General features: G+C 72.0%; 21 protein-coding genes and 1 pseudogene. 10 read left to right on the top strand and 12 right to left on the bottom strand.

The window, feature by feature from the left end; genetic code table 11:
* Positions 1–47: 47 nt before the first annotated feature.
* On the bottom strand, positions 48–1,379 hold the full coding sequence (locus SSP24_RS34195) for a hypothetical protein (RefSeq protein WP_141313863.1): 1,332 nt from the start codon (positions 1,377–1,379) through the stop codon (positions 48–50).
* Positions 1,380–1,560: 181 nt separating this feature from the next.
* On the opposite strand from SSP24_RS34195, the gene SSP24_RS34190 reads away from it, so the two are divergent.
* From SSP24_RS34190 to SSP24_RS34175, 4 genes are all read left to right on the top strand, one after another.
* The gene (locus SSP24_RS34190; protein WP_141313862.1) at positions 1,561–2,208 is read left to right on the top strand and encodes a (2Fe-2S)-binding protein; all 648 of its coding nucleotides are present in this window, start codon (positions 1,561–1,563) and stop codon (positions 2,206–2,208) included.
* Positions 2,209–2,220: 12 nt separating this feature from the next.
* Positions 2,221–3,201, top strand: coding sequence for an FAD binding domain-containing protein (locus tag SSP24_RS34185; RefSeq protein ID WP_141313861.1), 981 nt, complete (start codon positions 2,221–2,223; stop codon positions 3,199–3,201).
* Positions 3,198–5,396: a xanthine dehydrogenase family protein molybdopterin-binding subunit gene (locus tag SSP24_RS34180; RefSeq protein WP_141313860.1), complete on the top strand. Its 2,199-nt coding sequence runs from the start codon at positions 3,198–3,200 to the stop codon at positions 5,394–5,396. The genes SSP24_RS34185 and SSP24_RS34180 overlap by 4 nt, the downstream gene beginning before the upstream one ends.
* 171 nt (positions 5,397–5,567) lie before the next feature.
* Positions 5,568–6,674 (top strand): XdhC family protein, encoded by a 1,107-nt coding sequence (locus tag SSP24_RS34175; RefSeq protein WP_141313859.1) that lies wholly within the window; start codon positions 5,568–5,570, stop codon positions 6,672–6,674.
* Positions 6,675–6,683: 9 nt separating this feature from the next.
* On the opposite strand, the gene SSP24_RS34170 is transcribed toward SSP24_RS34175, so the two are convergent.
* On the bottom strand, positions 6,684–8,396 hold the full coding sequence (locus tag SSP24_RS34170) for a RecQ family ATP-dependent DNA helicase (protein WP_141313858.1): 1,713 nt from the start codon (positions 8,394–8,396) through the stop codon (positions 6,684–6,686).
* Positions 8,397–8,533: 137 nt separating this feature from the next.
* On the opposite strand from SSP24_RS34170, the gene SSP24_RS34165 reads away from it, so the two are divergent.
* Positions 8,534–9,565: a DNA topoisomerase IB gene (locus SSP24_RS34165; RefSeq protein WP_141313857.1), complete on the top strand. Its 1,032-nt coding sequence runs from the start codon at positions 8,534–8,536 to the stop codon at positions 9,563–9,565.
* A 310-nt stretch (positions 9,566–9,875) separates the two neighbouring features.
* On the opposite strand, the gene SSP24_RS34160 is transcribed toward SSP24_RS34165, so the two are convergent.
* Both SSP24_RS34160 and SSP24_RS34155 read right to left on the bottom strand, forming a co-directional pair.
* Complete coding sequence (locus SSP24_RS34160; RefSeq protein WP_141313856.1) at positions 9,876–10,184, bottom strand: hypothetical protein; 309 nt, start codon at positions 10,182–10,184, stop codon at positions 9,876–9,878.
* Positions 10,185–10,203: 19 nt separating this feature from the next.
* Positions 10,204–10,617: an SRPBCC family protein gene (locus tag SSP24_RS34155; RefSeq protein WP_141313855.1), complete on the bottom strand. Its 414-nt coding sequence runs from the start codon at positions 10,615–10,617 to the stop codon at positions 10,204–10,206.
* A gap of 211 nt (positions 10,618–10,828) precedes the next feature.
* Here SSP24_RS34155 and SSP24_RS43145 point away from each other — a divergent pair, with 211 nt between their 5' ends.
* Positions 10,829–10,984 carry a hypothetical protein gene (locus tag SSP24_RS43145; RefSeq protein ID WP_167529785.1) on the top strand — a complete coding sequence of 52 codons (156 nt, stop codon included), beginning with the start codon at positions 10,829–10,831 and terminating at the stop codon, positions 10,982–10,984.
* Between the two features lie 29 nt (positions 10,985–11,013).
* Here SSP24_RS43145 and SSP24_RS34150 read toward each other — a convergent pair whose 3' ends face one another.
* From SSP24_RS34150 to SSP24_RS34130, 5 genes are all read right to left on the bottom strand, one after another.
* The gene (locus SSP24_RS34150; protein WP_174864772.1) at positions 11,014–11,268 is read right to left on the bottom strand and encodes a hypothetical protein; all 255 of its coding nucleotides are present in this window, start codon (positions 11,266–11,268) and stop codon (positions 11,014–11,016) included.
* Positions 11,269–11,317: 49 nt separating this feature from the next.
* Positions 11,318–11,653: a J domain-containing protein gene (locus tag SSP24_RS34145; protein ID WP_141313854.1), complete on the bottom strand. Its 336-nt coding sequence runs from the start codon at positions 11,651–11,653 to the stop codon at positions 11,318–11,320.
* Positions 11,654–11,797: 144 nt separating this feature from the next.
* On the bottom strand, positions 11,798–12,214 hold the full coding sequence (locus tag SSP24_RS34140; protein ID WP_174864771.1) for an Hsp20/alpha crystallin family protein: 417 nt from the start codon (positions 12,212–12,214) through the stop codon (positions 11,798–11,800).
* 88 nt (positions 12,215–12,302) lie between these two features.
* Entirely contained in the window at positions 12,303–12,773 is a 471-nt protein-coding gene (locus SSP24_RS34135; RefSeq protein ID WP_141313853.1) for an Asp23/Gls24 family envelope stress response protein, read from the bottom strand.
* A 120-nt stretch (positions 12,774–12,893) separates the two neighbouring features.
* Positions 12,894–13,058, bottom strand: coding sequence for a hypothetical protein (locus tag SSP24_RS34130; RefSeq protein WP_308439633.1), 165 nt, complete (start codon positions 13,056–13,058; stop codon positions 12,894–12,896).
* 33 nt (positions 13,059–13,091) lie between these two features.
* On the opposite strand from SSP24_RS34130, the pseudogene SSP24_RS34125 reads away from it, so the two are divergent.
* Positions 13,092–13,265: pseudogene (locus tag SSP24_RS34125) on the top strand (response regulator transcription factor); the annotation flags it as partial.
* 62 nt (positions 13,266–13,327) lie between these two features.
* Here SSP24_RS34125 and SSP24_RS34120 read toward each other — a convergent pair.
* The gene (locus tag SSP24_RS34120) at positions 13,328–13,897 is read right to left on the bottom strand and encodes a DoxX family protein (RefSeq protein ID WP_141313852.1); all 570 of its coding nucleotides are present in this window, start codon (positions 13,895–13,897) and stop codon (positions 13,328–13,330) included.
* Positions 13,898–14,062: 165 nt separating this feature from the next.
* Here SSP24_RS34120 and SSP24_RS34115 point away from each other — a divergent pair, with 165 nt between their 5' ends.
* Both SSP24_RS34115 and SSP24_RS34110 read left to right on the top strand, forming a co-directional pair.
* Positions 14,063–14,389, top strand: a complete 327-nt coding sequence (locus SSP24_RS34115; RefSeq protein ID WP_141313851.1) for a nuclear transport factor 2 family protein — start codon at positions 14,063–14,065, stop codon at positions 14,387–14,389.
* 80 nt (positions 14,390–14,469) lie between these two features.
* The gene (locus tag SSP24_RS34110; RefSeq protein WP_141313850.1) at positions 14,470–15,456 is read left to right on the top strand and encodes an aldo/keto reductase; all 987 of its coding nucleotides are present in this window, start codon (positions 14,470–14,472) and stop codon (positions 15,454–15,456) included.
* Positions 15,457–15,714: 258 nt separating this feature from the next.
* On the opposite strand, the gene SSP24_RS34105 is transcribed toward SSP24_RS34110, so the two are convergent.
* On the bottom strand, positions 15,715–16,479 hold the full coding sequence (locus SSP24_RS34105) for an SDR family oxidoreductase (RefSeq protein ID WP_141313849.1): 765 nt from the start codon (positions 16,477–16,479) through the stop codon (positions 15,715–15,717).
* A 134-nt stretch (positions 16,480–16,613) separates the two neighbouring features.
* Between SSP24_RS34105 and SSP24_RS34100 the strand changes: the two genes are divergently transcribed.
* Complete coding sequence (locus tag SSP24_RS34100; protein ID WP_141313848.1) at positions 16,614–18,257, top strand: alkaline phosphatase D family protein; 1,644 nt, start codon at positions 16,614–16,616, stop codon at positions 18,255–18,257.
* Here SSP24_RS34100 and SSP24_RS34095 read toward each other — a convergent pair.
* Positions 18,244–19,281 (bottom strand): Gfo/Idh/MocA family protein, encoded by a 1,038-nt coding sequence (locus SSP24_RS34095; RefSeq protein ID WP_141313847.1) that lies wholly within the window; start codon positions 19,279–19,281, stop codon positions 18,244–18,246. The two genes, SSP24_RS34100 and SSP24_RS34095, sit on opposite strands and share 14 nt — an antisense overlap.
* Positions 19,282–19,287: the final 6 nt, after the last annotated feature.

Genomic DNA, 19,287 nt, shown 5'->3' with positions numbered 1-19,287 from the left:
GCGTTCCGTGCGCAGGGCGGCCGGGATGCGCAGGAGGGTGGTGGCGGTCAGGGCGCTCCAGTAGTGCGGGAAGACGTCTCCCCACAGGCGGTTGGCGCCGAACCAGTAGCCGTCCCAGTGGCGGTCCGCACGGTCGGGCTGACCGGCGGCCTCCAGGCGGGCGCAGACGCCCAGTGTCGTGGGCGAGAGACCGATGGACAGGTGGCCGGCGCCGCCGAGTTCGAAGCCGCGTTCGATGATGCGGGCGGCGAGATCGAGGTCCTCCTCCCGGCCTGGACGCGGTGTCGGTCGTGGAAGAAGCGGGCCGGCCACGGAGCGTCGTAGAGCCGGGGTCCGGTGTGCCAGTTCTGGGAGCCGCGGCGCGGGGCGGCGGTCTCGTCCAGCAGATGGTGGCGGGCGAAACGGGACCAGCCGTCCAGCAAGGGGTCGATCTGCTCCGGGTCCGCCACGCCGCGGGCGGCGGCGGCCTGAAGCAGCAACGGCATGGCGATCCGCTCGGAGCCGTCCGTCCAGTCCGACCAGCCGTTGGTCGACTGGGTGAGACCGGTCCGGGTGTCCACCGGCACGAAGGCGTGGGCCAGCAGGCCGGGCCGCTCCCGGGCCCGCTGGTTCCGGGTTATGTAGGCGACCCGGCGCCGTACGACCTCCTCCAGCGGCAGGTGGAACAACGCCTCGGTACGGGCACCGTCACCGAGGTCGAGCGGGTACGTGCCGTGCCGGGAAGCCCTGACCCGATAGTGGCCCTCCGCAGCGCGCTCCACCGTCACCCCGGAATCCGGGCTGCTCACCGAGGGCGCCTCGACGACGATCGGCTGCCCGACTTGGGCGGCGTAGGCGGAGAAGGCGGCCGGCGGCGTGGTCGCGGCGGTGAAATCGTCGACCGAGGCGTACCAGCCCAGCTCCCACGCCACGGTCGCCGCCTCCCCGGGCGCCAGCCGGAGCACAGGCCGGCCGCCGAACGCCTCCGGGTTGCGGGCTTGGTCGGTGACCAGCAGCACCAGGTGACCGCGGGCGTCGGACAGCGAGTTCTGCACGGCCCGGTCGAGGGAGCGCTCGGCACCGTCGTACAGGTCGCCGAAGGGCGTCTGGATCCCCAGACCGGTGATCGTGAGGGGCGTCGACGCGCTGTTGACCACCGAGTACCGCTCGTGCAGCAGGCCCCCGTGCACGAAGCGCCGCACCTCCACGCGGACTCCCGGGAGAGGCGTGTGATCGGCCTCGATCACTCCGTCCACCACGCGCAGCTCGACGGGCGCGTGCCAGCGGGCCCCGCCCCGGTCCGTGACCAGGTGTCCCGAGCCCCACTGATGCTCCACCGAGTGCCACGCGGTGGCGCCGGGGTCCAGCAGGAACCGGCGCGCCCGATCCTGCTCGGCCACGAATTGCGTGGGGGCGCAGGTGACCGGGTCGAGGAAGGGGGGTTGAGCTTATACCCCCCATAGACACGACCTTCCTCACGTGCGACCGAGCCGGTTTCGTGAGGTCAGCAGCTCGATCGCGTCCCGTACTGCGGGACTTCCCTGTACGCGGCTGATCCGTCCGTGATGTGAAGGCGTACGTATGTCCACTGAACTCCCTGAGTCCTCCGTTCCTCCCCCCACCGCAGTCGACGAGCCCTCCTCGGCGCCCACGCGGCGCACCTTCATCGCGACCACCACCGCGGTCGGTGGTGTCGTCGTCGCGAGCGGTGCGATCGGAGGCACCCTGCTCTTCGACGACGAGGTGGCCGCCGCCGAGGCCCCGCCTGAGAGCCGCGTCTCCCTGACGGTCAACGGCACCCGTCGCACGGTGACGGTCGACAACCGCACCTCGCTGCTGGATCTGCTCCGCGAGCACTTCGGCCTGACCGGTTCCAAGAAGGGCTGCAACGCCGGTGCTTGCGGGGCGTGCACGGTGCTGGTCGACGGGCGTCGGGTGAACTCCTGCCTGACGCTGGCCGTGCGCCTGGAGGGCGCCGAGGTCACCACCATCGAAGGCCTGGCCGACGGTGACGAACTGCACCCGTTGCAGCAGGCGTTCATCGACGAGGACGCGTTCCAGTGCGGCTACTGCACCCCCGGCCAGATCATGTCCGGCGTCGGCTGCATCCAGGAGGGCCACACCGGGTCGCCGGAGGAGATCCGGGAGTGGATGAGCGGCAACATCTGCCGCTGCGGCTGCTACGTCAAGATCGTGCGCGCGGTCGAGCAGACCGCGGGCCGGAAGTGAGGCGCGGACGTCATGCATCCCTTCTCCTTCACCAAGGCCGCCACCACCCGTGAGGCCCTCGACGCCGGTCGCCGAGGCGGCCGTTACATCGCCGGGGGCACCACCCTCGTCGACTTGATGCGCGAGACCGTCGAGCGCCCCGAGGCGCTGGTCGACATCAGCGACCTGCCACTGCGCGAGGTCAGGGTCACCGAGCGTGGCGGGCTGCGCATCGGTGCGCTGGTGAGCATGTCCCAGACCGCCGCCCACCCCAAGGTGCGCTCCCTGTTCCCGGTCGTCTCCGAGGCGCTGGAGCTGAGCGCGTCGGCGCAGCTGCGGAACATGGCGACCATCGGCGGCAACATCATGCAGCGCACCCGGTGCACGTACTTCCGTGACGTGACCGCCGACTGCAACAAGCGCGAGCCGGGCTCGGGTTGTGCCGCGCTGCACGGCTTCAACCGCATGCACGCCATCCTCGGCACCTCCGACTCCTGCGTGGCCACCCACGCCTCCGACGTGGCCGTGGCGTTCGCGGCGCTGGACGCGTCCGTGCACCTGCTCGGCCCGGACGGGGAGCGCCGTATCCCCTTCGCCGACTTCCTGCTGCGGCCCGGCAACACCCCCAACCGTGAACAGACCATCCGGCAGGGCGAGTTGATCACAGCGGTGGAGATTCCCGCCCTGCCGCGTCCGCTGAAGTCCGGCTACCTGAAGGTGCGTGACCGGCAGTCGTACGAGTTCGCCCTGACCTCGGCGGCCGTCGCGCTGCACGTGCGCGGCGGGGTGATCCGCGAGGCCAAGGTCGCCGCCGGGGGAGTGGGCACCGTGCCGTGGAAGCTGCCCGCCGTCGAGCGAGCCCTCGTCGGTGAAAGGCCCTCGGACGCCCTGTGGACTGCCGCCGCCGAGCAGGCGGCGCAGGGGGCCCGCCCGCTGTCGGGCAACCGCTTCAAGGTCGAACTGCTCAAGCGGACCGTCGAACGTCAGCTGCGCATCGTAGGAGGTACCAAGTGAGCCCTCAGCCGCAGGCAGCCGTGGGTGCGCCGCTGTCCCGGGTGGAGGGGCGGCTGAAGGTCACGGGCGAGGCACAGTACGCCGCCGAGTTCGACGTCGACGGGGTGGTGCACGCCGTGATCGTCGATGCGAGCATCGGCCGTGGCCGTATCACCGGCGTCGACACCCGTGACGCCGAAGCCGTCCCCGGCGTGCTGCGGGTGATCCACCACGGCAACGCGCCGAGGCTGCCGTACCGCGACAACTCCAACGGGTCGAACAACCCGGCGGGTCGCAGGCTGCGCGTCTTCCAGGACGACCGGGTGCTCTTCCACGGCCAGCCGGTCGCCGTCGTCATCGCCACCACGCTGGAGGCCGCGCAGCACGGCGCGAGCCTGGTGAAGGTCCGCTACGACGCACAGCGGCCCTCGACCGACATGGCCGATGCCGAGGCGGATGAGCCGACCAGGTACGCGCGCGGTGACGCAGAGGCCGGGCTGCGCGACGCGGCGGTGCGGATGGATCTGACGTACCGCATGGCGCGCAATCACCACAATCCGATGGAGCCGCACGCCACCATCGCCCGCTGGGACGGCAACAGGCTGACCGTGTGGGACAAGACGCAGTGGGTGGTGGGCACCCAGACCGAACTCGCCACGGTGTTCGATCTGCCGATGGAATCCGTGCGGGTCATCTCGCCGTTCGTCGGAGGCGGCTTCGGCAGCGGACTGCGCTGCTGGCCGCACGTGGTCGTCGCCGCGCTGGCCGCCCGTGAGACGAAACGTCCGGTCAAGGTGGTCCTCAGCCGCAAGCAGCAGTACTTCGGCACCGGCTTCCGGCCCTCGTACGAGTACCGGCTGCGCCTTGGCAGTGACCGGCGCGGCCGCCTGAGGGCCGTGGTGCACGAGATGGACGCGGAGACCTCGTCGTACGAGACGTTCGACGAGGCCATCATGCTCGCCGGCCAGATGTTCTACAGCACGCCCAATGTCAGCCAGGCGTACCGGAAGGTGCCCCTGGATGTGAACACCCCGATCTGGATGCGCGGCCCGGGCTTCGCGAACGCGTCCTTCGCCATCGAGTCGGCCATGGACGAACTCGCGCACCGGCTCCGTATCGACCCGATCGAGCTGCGGCTGCGCAACGAGCCGGCCGAGGACGAGTCGAACGGGCTGCCCTGGTCCACCCGTCGGCTGCGCGAGTGCTACACCGTGGGCGCCCGGGAGTTCGGCTGGCACCGGCGCAACCCGAAGCCCCGCTCGACGCGTGACGGCGACTGGCTGATCGGTCTGGGCATGGCCGCGGCCGTGTACGACCCCGGGCGCATGCCGGCGCAGGCCCGGGTCCGCCTGGACGCGGACGGTACGGCGGTGGTCGAGGCCGCCTCCAGCGACATGGGTCCGGGAACCTACACCTCCCAGACCCAGGTCGCCGCCGACGCGCTCGGGCTGACCATGCGCACGGTGACCTTCCGGCTGGGCGACTCCCGCTACCCGCGGACCCCGCCGCACGGCGGCTCGATGACCATGGCGAGCGTCGGCTCCGCCACCCTCGACGCCTGCAACAAGGTCCGTGGGCAGGCGATCGAACTGGCCGTCGAGGACGAGGAATCGCCGCTGTACGGCGTTAGGGTCGAGGACATCGTGGTGCGCAGCGGGCGGCTGCATGTGCAGGGCGACCCGACCCGGGGCGAGACCTATCAGCGGCTGCTGGCCCGCAACAACCTCACCCACCTCCAAGCGAACGGCTCGTACGCCGGGCCGCCGGATCCCGAGCGGCACTCGTACTACTCCTACGGCGCGGTCTTCACCGAGGTCGGGGTCGACGCGACGCTGGGTCTGGTGCGGGTGCGGCGGATGCTCGGTGTGTACGACGTTGGCCGCATCGTCAGCCCCAAGCTCGCCGACAGTCAGGCGCTGGGCGGCATGGTCGGCGGCATCGGGCAGGCGCTGCTGGAGCACACGGTCACCGACCACCGCGACGGCCGGATCGTCAACGCCGACCTCGCGGGCTACCTGGTCCCGGTCAACGCCGACATCCCCGACCTCAAGGCGATCTACCTGGAAGGCGAGGACATGCAGGCCGACCCGCTCGGGGTCAAGGGGGTCGGGGAGATCGTGCAGGTCGGGGTGGCGTCCGCCATCGCCAACGCGGTCTTCAACGCCACCGGCCGCCGGATCCGCGAACTGCCCATCACCGCCGAGGCGTTGCTCTGAACCGGGGTGCCCCGGGCCACTGAAGAGCGGCCCAGTCGCCCGCGGCGCTCCAGGCTCGTCCGGCAGGCGGTCCCCCCGTCCGGCTGCCGGACCTCTCCGGGGCCGCCGCCGCGTTTCCCGCCCCCGTCGGGCGCGGCGGTGGCCCTTCCACATCCCCACGGAGACAGGCCCATGTTGAACATCGCGGACACACTGCACCGCTGGTGCCGCGAAGCACGCCCCTTCGCCCTGGCCACCGTCGTCGACGTCCGCGGCAGCGCACCTCTGCCGACGGGTACCTCGGTCGCTGTCGACGCGGACGGCAACGCGGTCGGCAGCATCTCGGGCGGCTGTGTCGAGGGAGCGGTCTACGAACTGTGCCGCCAGGTGCTCCATGACGGGGGCGCCCCGCAGCGTGCCTGGTTCGGGTACTCCGACGACGACGCCTTCGCCGTCGGGCTGACCTGCGGCGGCGAACTCGACGTCCTCGTCCGGCGCGTCGACTGGTCCGACGGGCCACACCTCGCGGCGGCCCTGGGCGAGGTCGTGGAAGGCAGGCCCGCCGCCGTGGCACAGGTCGTCGACGGCCCCGACCACCTCCTCGGCGCCACCCTGAGCGTCCTCGCCGATGGCAGCATGACTTACGGCACCCTGGACGACGGGCCGACGGACCGGCTCGTGGCGGACGAAGCCCGGGCCCTGCTGCGGGCAGGCCGCACCGCCCGCGTCACGGTCGGCGGCAACGGGGACGGCTGCCCCGAACCGCTCACCCTCCTGGTCCACGTCCACGCGTCCCGCCCCCGCATGCTGGTCTTCGGCGCCGTCGACTTCGCCGCTGCCCTCAGCCGGGCAGGAAGCTTCCTGGGCTACCGGGTCACCGTGTGCGACGCCCGTCCCGTCTTCGCCACCGAGGCCCGCTTCCCGCACGCGGACGAGGTGCTGGTCGACTGGCCCCACCGCTACCTGGAACGCACGGCGGTGGACGCCCGTACAGCCGTCTGCGTCCTCACCCACGACGCCAAGTTCGACATCCCGCTCCTGCGCCTGGCGCTCGACCTCCCGGTCGGCTACGTCGGCGCGATGGGCTCCCGCCGCACCCACGACGAACGCCTGCGCCTGCTCGACGAGGCGGGCGTGTCCGAAGACCAGCTGGCCCGGCTGCACTCACCGATCGGACTAGACCTGGGCGCCCGCACTCCCGAGGAGACCGCCGTCTCCATCACCGCGGAGATCATCGCCCACACCAACCAGGCCACCGGTCTGCCTCTGTCCCAGGGCACCGGGCCGATTCATCGATGATTTCGGGCGTCACAGGTGATGAGGATCAGCCGACCGGTCGGCGCTCCCCGCGCGCACGGTCAGCACCCCGTTGTCGGCGATCGCCGCCAGGGACAGAGTCCGGTACCCCATCGCGTCGAACAGGACGGTGATCCGGTCGCCCTCCTCGCTCATCACCGTGCCGTCGCCCCACTCGCTGTGCCGTACCGGCGTGCCCGCGGGGTAGGAGGCGGCGGACGGATGGGGCGGCGGGGTGTCGCCCGTGTCGCCCGCTCCCTCGACGACCGTGCCGTCCGCCGAAGTGGGGGAGCAGACGTCGCAGTTGCCGCAGGGGGCCTCGTACGGCTCACCGAAGTAGCCGAGCAGGAAGCGGCGGCGGCAGCCCGTCGTCTCGGCGTACGCCAGCACCATCTCCAGCCTCGATCGCTCCAGCCTCCTGCGGACGTCCGCCGCCTCCGTCGCCTGCGCGGTGGCCTCCTCGGCCGTCACGCCGGGGACGGCGCGCACGTCCCCGGCGGCGTCGGTGCGCACCGCTCCCGCCTGCTCCAGGAGGTTGGCCGCGGCCGTCACACGCCGATGGGAGAGGTTCGTGTGCTCACGGACGTCGTCCAGGGCCATGGGGCCGGTGTGGTCGTGGATCTGTTGCGCGACCTCGCCGAGGGTCTCCCCGTCGGGTGCGCGCATGGCGAAGAGACGCTGCAGGCCGCTGTCCTCCGGCCGGTAGTGGAGGACCGCCACCGCGGGGGCGCCGTCGCGGCCCGCACGGCCGATCTCCTGGTAGTAGGCGTCGAGGGAGCCGGGCACGGACGCGTGCAGCACGAACCGTACGTCCTCCTTGTCGATGCCCATGCCGAAGGCCGAGGTGGCGACCACCACGTCGGCCGCGCCGGACAGGAAGGCGTCGTGCACCCGGGAGCGCTCACCCGCGGCCAGTCCCGCGTGATAGGCCGCCGCCGACAGGCCCAGCCCGGCCAGCTCGGCCGCGTACTCCTCGGCGTCCCTGCGGGTGGCGGCGTAGACGATGCCCGGCTTGGGCTCCGTCGCCGCTCGCTCCACCACCGCCCGGCGCTTGTCCGTGTCGTCCTGGAAGCGGCGTACCTCCAACGCGATGTTCGGGCGGTCGAAACCGGCCACGACCAGTGCGGGGTCCGCCATGTCCAGCCGCCGTACGATCTCCTCGCGCACCGGGGGAGCGGCTGTGGCCGTCAGCGCCAGGACCGTGGGCCTGCCCACTCGCTGGACCGCCTGGGCCAGGCGCAGGTAGTCGGGGCGGAAGTCGTGGCCCCAGGCGGCCACGCACTGCGCCTCGTCCACGACGAACAGCGAGGGCCCGGCGCGGGCGAGGCGCTCGACCACCTCGTCCTTCGTCAGCTGCTCGGGGGAGAGGAACAGATACGCGGCGTCGCCGTGCCGCACCGCGTCCCAGGCAGCCGCCATCTTCCCGGCAGACTGTGCGGAGTTGACCGCGACGGCGTCGGGGGCGTGGCGGCTCAGCAGGCCGGCGATCTGGTCCCGTTGCAGGGCGATGAGCGGGGAGACCACGACGGTCGGTCCGGGCAGCGACAGCCCCGCCACCTGGTACACCGCCGACTTTCCCGCGCCGGTCGGCATGACCACCAGCGTGTCGCGGCCCGCCATGACCGCTTCCATCGCGGTCAGCTGTCCCGGCCGCAGCTGCTGCCAGCCGAACACGTCGGCGGCGGTGCGGCGCAGACGGTCCGGAACGCCAGGGTCACTCGTCATGAGGTCCGACTACCCCCGTCGCCACGGCCGTCTCCCGGTGTGGACGGCTGTCCGCCGGGTACGCGGCGGACAGCAAGACCGGGCAACACCGGGCAACACCGCGACATCGGGCGCTACGGCCGACGAAGGAGGTCGTGGTGCGTCTCCACCACAGCAGTCCCACCGACTCCGGGTACCGCCGCCTGCGCCATGGACGCGGCTTCCGTTACCTCGACGCCCGGGGCGAGCCGCTGCGCGATCCGGCGGAGCGGGAGCGGATCCGGGGGCTGGTCATCCCGCCGGCCTGGCGGGACGTGTGGATCTGCACCCGGGCCAACGGCCATCTGCAGGCCGTCGGCACCGACGACGCCGGACGCCGCCAGTACCTGTACCACCCGCAGTTCCGGGCCGAGCAGGAGCAGGCCAAGCACGAGCATGTGCTCGACGCCGCCGAGGCCCTGCCCGCGGTACGGGAGGCCGTCGAGGAGCATCTGCGGGACCGCGGGCTGACCCGGCAGCGGGTGCTCGCCACCGCCGTACGCCTGCTCGACCTGGGCTTCTTCCGTATCGGCAGTGATCGCTACACCGAGCTGAACAACAGTTTCGGGCTCACGACGCTGCAACGCGACCATTCCCGCTGCCGGGCCGGTGCGGTCCTGTTCACCTACACCGGTAAGCACGGCAGGGAGATCGTCCAGACCGTCGCCGACCCGGCCGCCTGCCGCAGCCTGACCGCACTGCTGCGGCGCCGGGGTGGCGGGGAGCGGCTCCTGGCCTACTGGGAGCGGCGCGCCTGGCACGACGTGAACGGCGACGACGTCAACGCGTACCTGAGGGAACTGGCCGGTCTGGACATCACCGCAAAGGACTTCCGTACCTGGCACGCCACGGTCATGGCCGCCGTTGCACTGGCCGTCTCCCAGCCCGTCGCACGCAGCCGGACCGCCCGGCGCCGGGCTGTGGCCCGGGCGGTGCGCGAGGTCGCCGGGTATCTCGGCAACACCGCCGCGGTCTGCCGGGCGTCCTACCTCAACCCGCGGGTGATCGAGCTGTACGAGGAAGGCACGACGGTCGCCGCCGCACTGCCACACCTCGGCGACGAGGGCGCCTACGGCATCCCCGCGACCCAGGGTCCCGCCGAACGGGCGGTGCTGCGCTTGCTTCGGGACGGGTATGCGGGGGGTGCGTGAAGGCCGAGCTCACGGGCGGGGGCTGGCTGATGCGGGCGCGCTGCGGCTGTGGGGCAGGGGGCTGATGTGGGCGCGACTGCGGCTTTCGGGGGGGCTGATACGGCGCCACCGCGGCTGTCGGGCGGGGGCTGATGCTCGCAGCTCACGTGCGGGGGCTGATAACGGCGCCGTGGCTCTCGGGCGGGGGGGCTGAAACGCGCGCCGTGGCCCTCGGGCGGGGCTGATACGGCGCCACCGTGGTTCACCGGGCGGGGGTTGATGCAGGGCGCTCGCAGCTCGCCTGCGCGGGCCGATACGGCGCCACCCCGCCTCAAGGGCGAGGGTTGATACGGCGCCACCCCGGGCGTGCCTCACCGCCGCGCCGCCCGGCGACCGAGGCGCAGCGTGGGCACTGTCGCCGTACCTCGTCGGCGGCGCCGCCGGATTCCGGGAAGGTGTCCGGCCAGTTGATGTGCGGGAAGCGGACCAGGTGGGAGCGGCTCAGGGACAGCCCGCAGACGGTCTGGTTCAGGCCCGGCTCCCAGGCGTGCACCTCGCCCGCGGGCAGTCGGCGGCGGCCCCCCTCCTCGTCGGTCCACTGCCCGGACGCGGCGACGGCGTACGACTTGGCGCGTGCCATGGCGCTTCGTGGCCGCCGGTCAGCCCGCCGCGTGCTCGACCCGCAGCCGCACCTGCTCCTCCAGGCGCCGCAGGCTGGAGTCCAGGGCGTCGCGCACGGCCTCCTCACCCGGGTCGTGGCTGTCGTCGAAGAACGACAGGTGGACCGTCACCTCACTGGCTCCGGCGCCGATCCCGGCGACCTGGAGCCAGCCGGCGTAGCTGCCCTGTTCCCGGGTGCCCCATTCGAGCCGCATCTGGTCGCGCTGGGCGCGCAGCAAGGCGGCGGTGTCCTCGTCCGTACGGTCCTCATGCACGGTGACCGCGGGAAGATCCACGGACTCCACATGCAGCGCCTCCGGCAGCCAGGTCTCCAGCCGGCCGACATTCGCGACCTCGTCGAAGACCTGCTCGGGCTGGGCGGGCATCGTGCGGGAACGTTCGTACTCGGTCATGGCGGTACCGTCCTCGGTTGCATGGACGTGCCGGGTACCCAGCGGCCCGGATCGTGAATCGGCCGCGTCGACGCGCGGGCGGTGGCTGTGCGCGGTGGATCGGGGACCATGCGTGATGGGGCCGTCCGATATGCGAATGCGGGTGGTTCCCCTGCTCCCGTCCCGCTTCCATGAGGCACTTGACCTCATATGAGAGGGGATGGTTCCCGCGATGAGCGAGCACGTTCATGTCCGGCTGCGGCGCGGTCTCGGTGTGACCGAGGACGGGGCGCTGACCGAGGAGTCGTACTGCCGGTGCGGTGCCACCTGGACCAAGGTCTTCGTGCTGGACGACGGCCCGGGCGCCGGGACGGCCGACGCCGGATGACGGCGTCGGCCGGTCGGGTCGGCTGTTCGTCAACTGTTTGAGACCGTGACCGGAATCGGCCGACGCGCGGCCAGGCGGCCCACCCAGTGGCGGCCGCAGTACGGGCACGGCGGGGCGCCCTGCGGGTCGTAGGGGGAGGTCACGGCTTCGCCGTCGCGCGTGAAGTACTCCCACTCCGCCCCGTTGTCGTCCCGGTGGTACTGCACGCCGTAGTCGACGCTCCAGGTGAACCAGCAGTGGCCACAGGTGAACTCCACCCGCTCGACGGCCAGTTCAGTGATCATTGTTTTCCTCCCTTCCCCTTCACCACGACTCACCACGACTCACCACGACTCACCACCGATTCGTCCACTGCCACAGCAGGTCCCAGACGTCGGATGTCCGGGGCGCCGTCGTTCTCGTGACCCGGACGGGGATGGGGCGGCCTGGCGGTTTCTGCGGCGTGCGGCGGGTGCGATGTGCGTCGTACGCCGCCCTGAGGGCCGGGTCGTGGAGGGTGCCGTAGGCGTCCATGACCTCGGTGAGCCGGTCGTCCGCCGTGGTCCGGTCCGGGTTGGTGTCGGGGTGGAGCGCGCGGACGAGCCTGCGGAAGGCGGAGGTGATCTGCCGGGCCGAGGCGGTCGGCTCCACGCCGAGAACCGCGTAGTGGTCGCGCGCGGGCTCTGCCATCCGGATCACCTCCTCTCGGACGCCGCCTCCGCGGCACGCCGGCCCGCTCCACCGCGGACAACGCGACCCGTATCTCAGCCGCGCCATGTCGCCCCACGTCGCCGAAGGGAGAGGCCCAGCTCCGGGCCTCTCCCTCCACAGCGGTCAGCCAGCGATCTCCTTCTGCTCACCACGGGCGATCTCGATCTTGCGGGCCTGGGCCTTCTCGACCATCGGCACCTTCACCGTCAGCACACCCGCGTCGTAGCCGGCCTCGATCCTGTCGGTGTCCAGCGTGTCGCCGAGGAACAGCTGGCGGCTGAAGACGCCGCTGGGCCGCTCGGCGACCACCATCTCCACATCCTTCGGGGCGGTGCGTTCCGCCCGCACCGTCAGCACGTTCTGCTCGACGTTCACGTCGATGCTGTCGGGGTCGATGCCCGGCAGGTCGAAGTGGATCCAGAACGCGCCCTCGTTCTCGTACGCGTCGATCGGCATCGCGGCAGGCCGGGCCATTGTGCCGAACATCTGCTGGGCGAGCCGGTCCAGTTCACGGAAGGGGTCAGTACGCATCAGCACCATGGTCACTCTCCTCTCCAGCACCGTCTGTCGCACTACACCTTCGTATGTCATATACCCCCAAATGGGGCATATGGCCAAGCGTGGGCGGCTACCGGACCCGCCCCTCCACCGTCTCCTCCCCCTCCTCCTCTTCCTCGGGGAGGTGGACGTCGTCGACCGCGATGTTGACCTCGACGACCTCAAGGCCGGTCATCCGCTCCACCGCCGCGATGACGTTCTCGCGTACCTCGGCGGCGAGGTCGGGGATGGCCACCCCGTACTCCACGACGACATCGAGATCGACGGCGCTCTGCCGTTCACCGACCTCGACCTTGACGCCGGTGGTGACGCCGGCCCGCCGGCCGGGAACCCTTTCGCGCATCGCGCCCATGGTGCGGGCGAGGCCACCGCCCAGGGCATGGATGCCCGGCACCTCACGCGCGGCCATCCCGGCGATCTTCGCCACGACGTCGTCCGCGATGGTGGTCCTGCCGCGGCCTCCGGGCCCGCCCTCGCCTCTGCGCGCGGCCGCGCCGGTTTCGGTGGCGCGTACGGTCGTCGCACCGGTCGTCTCCGTCATGTCCAACCCGCCTCCTCCGGGCGCGGGACCCGGCGTACAGCAGGCCCGCCGCGCCGCTCATGCCTCTCCTCCAGCCTGCCCCGCCCCTACCGGGCCCGCCACCGCTGGCCTGGCGCGGTGTCAGGTCACTCCGGCCGCGGGTCCCACCTGAACCGCCGCACCGCCACCGCCGCCCCGGCCGCACCCCCACAGCAGCAGCACCAGGTGGTCCCGCCAGGGCAGGCCCGCGTCGGCCGTGGTGAACGCCGCGAGCAGGGCGTCGTTGAACGGCTTCACCGGCAGCACGTCGGCGATGGCGTTCAGCGGACCGGAGTGGATCGGCAGGTCCTGGCGGGCCTGGGCGAGGGCCTGTCCAACGCCCAGATCGCGGCCCGCCTTTATCTGTCGGAGGCCACGATCAAGGGCTATGTCTCCCGCACGCTGGACAAGCTGGGCTGCGTCAACCGCACGCAGGCGGGGCTGCTGGCTCATGACGCGGGGATCGTGGACTGACGGGGGAGGGGATTGCGGACTGACGCGGGGGATCGCGGACCGCTGACAGCCAGGAGGACCCGCTACTCCTCGAACAGCGCCTCCTGCCCGGCCAGTTGCGCATCCCGCCCACCCGTCTCCGCCTCCTGCCGCATCCGCCTGTTCCGCATCCCCACGACCACCGCCGTACCGGCCGCCGCCACCCCGAGGGCCACCGGCACCATCCAGCCGCGGTCCAGGCGGTGCCCGAGCACGTGGTCGAGGGAGAGGCGGCCGGGCCCGGCGACGGCGATGCCGGTCGCGGCGAGGCCCAGGGTGGCGGCGTACTCGTAGCCGCCCTCCTGGGCGAAGAAGCCGCTCGGGGCGTGCACCGTGGCCGCGCCCGCCATCCCGCCGGCCGCCGCCGCACCCGCCGCCGGGGTGGCCAGACCGAGCGCCAGCAGGGTCCCGCCGCCCCACTCCGCCAGCCCCGACGCCGTGGCGCTCACCTTGCCCGGTCGGTACCCGACGGACTCCATGAACTGCCCGGTCCCCTCGATCCCGGCCCCGCCGAACCAGCCGAACAGCTTCTGCGCGCCGTGCGCGGCCAGCACCCCGCCGGTACCCAGCCGGAGCAGCAGCAGACCCAGATCACGTCGGTCGTAACACGTCACGATGTCTCCCGATGCAGAACGATGCAGAACGATGCAGAGGTGCGGAACGGTGTGGAACGGTGCGGAAGTGGACTCCAATCCACCGTCGCAGCCCGCCACCCACCCGGCCCTCCCGGGCAGCCGTTCGGGTGGCGGGGTGCCGGGCGCGATGTGAGGGTGACTGGCATGACGATTCAGACGGCCAAGCTGAGTGACCCGGCGGTCCGCGCCTTCGTCACCGCTGTCAACTCCCACGACCGGGAGGGCTTCATGACCCTCCTCGCACCCGGCGCCACCATGGCCGACGACGGCACGGACCGTGACCTCGCGGACTGGATCGACCGGGAGATCTTCTCCTCCAACGGCCACATGAAGGTCGACAACGAGTCCAACGGCGGCCGCTCCCTCATCGCCCGCTACCGCAACGACACCTGGGGCGAGATGCGCACCCGGTGGACCTTCACCGTCGGCGACGACGGCAGGATCACCCGTTTCGAGACCGGGCAGGCGTGAGCAGGACCCCGTGAATCGCGCCGTGCGGCTTGTGCTTGCGCTTGTGCTGAAGTGCGCTCCAACTCCTAGCCTCACCGGACATGGAGACCACCAGAACACTCGGGCGCAGCGGCATCGGCATCAGTGCTCTCGGCTTCGGCTGCTGGGCCATCGGCGGTGAGTGGAGCGACGCCGAGGGACAGCCGCTGGGCTGGGGCAAGGTCGACGACGAGGAGTCCGTACGGGCGATCCGGCGCGCCCTCGACCTCGGCGTCACCTTCTTCGACACCGCCGACACCTACGGCGCGGGCCACAGCGAACGCGTCCTCGGCCGCGCCCTCGGCAAGCGCCGCGCCGATGTCGTCGTCGCCACCAAGTGGGGCAACCTCTTCGACGAGGACACCCGCACCCTCACCGGCGGCGACGACTCCCCGGCGTACGCCCGGCGCGCGCTGACCGCCTCCCTGCGCCGCCTCGACACCGACCACATCGACCTGTATCAGCTGCACCTGTCCGACGCCGACCCGGACCGGGCGGCCGAACTCCGCGAGATCTGCGAGGAGTTCGTGCGGGAAGGACTGATCCGGGCGTACGCCTGGAGCACCGACGACCCCGCCCGCGCCGCCGTCTTCGCCGAAGGCGCGCACTGTGCCGCCGTACAGCACCGCCTCAACGTCCTCCAGGACGCGCCCGAGATGCTCGCGCTGTGCGCGGAGTCGGGGCTCGCCAGCATCAACCGCAGCCCGCTGGCGATGGGCCTGCTGACCGGCAAGCGGGCCGCCGGGCAGCCCCTCGACGCGGGCGACATCCGCAGCACGCCGCCCGCCTGGCTGCCGGGATTCGCCCCGGGCGCGGGCGCCGACCCGGAGTGGACGCGGCGGGTCGACGCGCTGCGGGAGATCCTGACCAGCGACGGCCGTACGCTCGCGCAGGGCGCCCTCGCCTGGATCTGGGCACGCAGCCCGCACACGGTCCCGATCCCCGGCTTCCGCACCGTCGCCCAGGCCGAGGAGAACGCGGGAGCACTCGCCAAGGGACCGCTCACCGCAGAGCAGTTGGCCGAGATCGCAGACATCCTGGGGCGGTGAGCGGCGGCCGTGCGGGCGACGTGAACGCGGCAGCCGTTCCACGACCGACCGGTTCGTACCTCGCGGTCCCGCGCGAGGTCCCCCCTCCGGTCGCCGTGGAACGGCTGCCGCCCTCCCCCTGGGATGTGGCGGGCGGGGAGCTCGACACTCCAAGTGTGAAGCCCAGGTGTGGAGTTCCTGTGAAGGAGGATCGAGCATAAGCTCCCGACCGGCGGTGATGGGGCGGAAGTTCGTATTCCGCTTGTGCAGGTTGACCTTTCAGCCGCGCCCGATGTACGGCATCGTCGTCGCCAGCACCGTCGCGAACTGCACGTTCGCCTCCAGCGGCAGCTCCGCCATGTGCCGCACCGTGCGCGCCACGTCGGCGACATCCATCACCGGCTCCGGCGCCACCGAGCCGTCGGCCTGCAGGGCGCCCGTCTGCATCCGCGCGGTCATGTCGGTCGCCGCGTTGCCGATGTCGATCTGCCCGACCGCGATCCGGTACGGCCGCCCGTCCAGCGACAGCGACTTGGTCAGGCCGGTCAGCGCGTGCTTGGTGGCGGTGTAGGCGACGGAGTGCGGGCGGGGCGTGTGTGCGGAGATCGAGCCGTTGTTGATGATCCGGCCGCCCTGCGGGTCCTGCTCCTTCATCTGCCGGTACGCCGCCTGAGCGCACAGGAACGCCCCGTTGAGGTTGGTGTCCACCACGTGCCGCCAGGCCTCGTACGCCAGCTCCTCGACCGGCACCCCGCCCGGCCCGAACGTCCCCGCGTTGTTGAACAGCAGGTCGACCCGCCCGAACCGCTCGACGGTCGCCGCGAACAGCGCGCTCACGTCCTGCGGTTGTGACACGTCCGTGCGTACGGGGATCCAGACGCCCTCGGGCACCAGCGCCCCCGTCTCCTCCAGGGTCTCCACGCGGCGCCCGGCCAGCGCCACCGACCAGCCCGCGCGCAGCAGTTCCACGGCGACCGCGCGGCCGATGCCGGAGCCCGCGCCGGTCACCACGGCGATCCTCGTGTCCGTTTGCCTGTCGTTCATGGGGCCGCAGCGTACGGGAGGGCCCGCCATCCGGAACTCATGAGTCCGCCATTCGGGTGTTGTGTACGCGCCAAGCGCATGTCGTCCCCGGCCACTCCAATGCCTCGTGCATCCATCAGCCAGGGGAGAACCGGATGACACTCGCAGCACGCCCCCAGCCCCAGCACGCCCCCGAACTACGCGCCGCCGCCCGGCACATCGGCCGCCGCCGCTTCCTCACCGCCACCGGCGCGGCTGCCGCCCTCGCCTTCGCGGTCAACCTGCCCACCGCCGGCGTCGCCGGTGCCGCCGAACTCGACGCCGCGCGCATCACCGACGACCCCTTCACCCTCGGCGTCGCCTCCGGCGACCCGCAGCCCACCTCGGTCCTGCTGTGGACCCGCCTCGCCCCCGCCCCCTACCAGCCGGACAGCGGCCTGCCGGCTGAGCGCGTCACCGTGCACTGGGAGCTGGCCCGCGACGAGAACTTCCGCCGTACCGTCCGACGCGGCACCGCCACCGCGCACCCCGAGTTCCACCACACCGTGCACGTCGAGGTGGGCCACCTGGAGCCCGGCCGCGTCTACTACTACCGCTTCCGCGCCGGCCGCTGGGTCAGCCCGGCCGGCCGCACCCGCACCGCGCCCGCCCCCTTCGACCGGGCCTCCGCGCTCACCCTCGCCGCCGTCTCCTGCCAGGCGTACCACGACGGCTACTTCACGGCGTACGGCCATCTCGCCCAGGACGACGTCGACGTGGTCTTCCACCTCGGCGACTACCTGTACGAGTACGCCGTCAACTCGGTCGGCGGCCAGCGCAAGTACACCGACCGGACCCTGCCCGACCTGTTCAACCGCGAGACCGTGACGCTGGAGGACTACCGGCTGCGGTACGCCCTCTACAAGTCCGACCCCGACCTGCGCGCCGCCCACGCCGCGCACCCCTTCGTCGTCACCTGGGACGACCACGAGACCGAGAACAACTACGCGGACGACATCCCCGAGAACTCCGTCCCGCCGGAGGAGTTCCTGCTGCGCCGCGCCTCCGCCTACCGCGCCTACTGGGAGAACCAGCCGCTGCGCCGCCCGCAACGGCCCGAGGGCCCGGACATGCAGCTCTACCGGCGGCTGCACTGGGGCCGGCTCGCCCAGTTCGACGTGCTCGACACCCGGCAGTACCGCTCCAACCAGGCCTACGGCGACGGCGCCGACGTGCCCGGCCCCGAGGTCGACGACCCGACGCGCACCATGACCGGCGAGACGCAGGAGCGCTGGCTGCTCGACGGGTGGCAGCGGTCCAAGGCGCTGTGGAACGTCGTACCGCAGCAGGTCGTGTTCTCGCAGCGCGAGTTCGACCTGACCGAGCCGTCACGGGTGTCGATGGACGCCTGGGACGGCTACCGGCCCTCGCGCCGCCGGGTGCTGGACGGCGCGAAGGCGGCCGGCATCGAGAACCTGATGGTGCTCACCGGTGATGTGCACGTCGGCTACGCCTTCGACATCAAGGACGACTTCGACGACCCGGCGTCACGGACGCTGGGCACCGAGATCGTCGCCACGTCGATCGCCAGCGGCCGGGACGGCTCGGACAGGCCCGCCAACTGGGACACGTACATGACCGCCAATCCGCACATGAAGTTCTACAACGGGCGGCGGGGCTATGTGACGGTCGCGCTGGGCCGGGAGCAGGCCCGGGCCGACTTCAAGACGGTGCCGTACGTGACCACGCCCGGGGCGCCGGTCACGACGGCCGCGTCCTTCGTGACCGAGGTGGGGGAGCAGGGGCTCAGGCAGGTGTGAGTTCCGCCGTGGGGTCCGCCTCGGGGGCCTCGCCCGGGTAGCGGACGCCGATGCGGTCCCGGATCGCGTCGAGCGTCCGCATCACGGCGAGAGTGCCGTCGAGGGGGACCAGCGGGGACTCGGTCTCGCCGGCGCGCAGGGCCCGCATCACCTCGCGGGCCTCGTGCTTGAGGCTGTTGTGCGCGGCGCCGGCGGCCGGGTCGTGGACGAACTCCTCGGGGTCGCGGCCGTCGCGGTGCAGGACGAAACGGTCGGGGTGGAAGAAACCGGACGGGATGTCGATCCGGCCGTGGCTGCCGGTGACGGAGGCCGCCACGGGCGTACCGCCCACGATGGAGCAGTGCACCGAAGCGAGGGCGCCGCTCTCCCAGGAGAGCAGCGCTCCCGTCTGGAGGTCGACGCCCTCGTCGGAGAGCACCGCTCTGGCCGCGATGTCCGACGGCTCCCCGAGCAGCAGCTGCGCGAACGACACCGGATACACACCGAGATCCAGCAGCGCACCCCCGCCCTGCTGCGGATCCCGCAGCCGGTGCGAGGGCGGGAACGGTCCCGACAGCCCGAAGTCCGCCTGGACGCTGCGCACTTCACCGACCGCCCCGTCGTCCACCAGCGCCTTCAGCCGCCGCATCAGCGGGCTGCAGTACATCCACATCGCCTCCATCAGGAAGCGCCCCCGCTCGCGCGCCAGCGCGACCAGCTCCTCGGCCTCGCGCACGTTCAGCGTGAACGGCTTCTCCAGCAGCACGTTCCGCCCCGCCGTCAGACACAGACCGGCGGCCGCCCGGTGCGCCGAGTGCGGAGTGGCGACGTACACCACATCCACGTCCTCGTCCCGCGCGAGCCCGTCCCAGTCGCCGTACGCCCGGGGAATCCCGAACCTCTCCGCGAACGCCTTCGCCGAGTCCGCAGATCGCGAGGCCACCGCCACCACCTCGGCGTCCGGCAGATCCACCAGATCCGCCGTGAACGCCGCCGCGATCCCGCCCGTCGCCAGGATCCCCCACCGCACGCTGTCCGCGCCCATGCCGCC

Origin of the sequence: Streptomyces spinoverrucosus, from assembly GCF_006539505.1 — a bacterium.
In the GTDB taxonomy this organism is placed as follows: domain Bacteria; phylum Actinomycetota; class Actinomycetes; order Streptomycetales; family Streptomycetaceae; genus Streptomyces; species Streptomyces spinoverrucosus.
The sequence above is the reverse complement of the archived record's forward strand: the minus strand, read 5'-3'. Positions and strand labels throughout refer to the sequence as shown.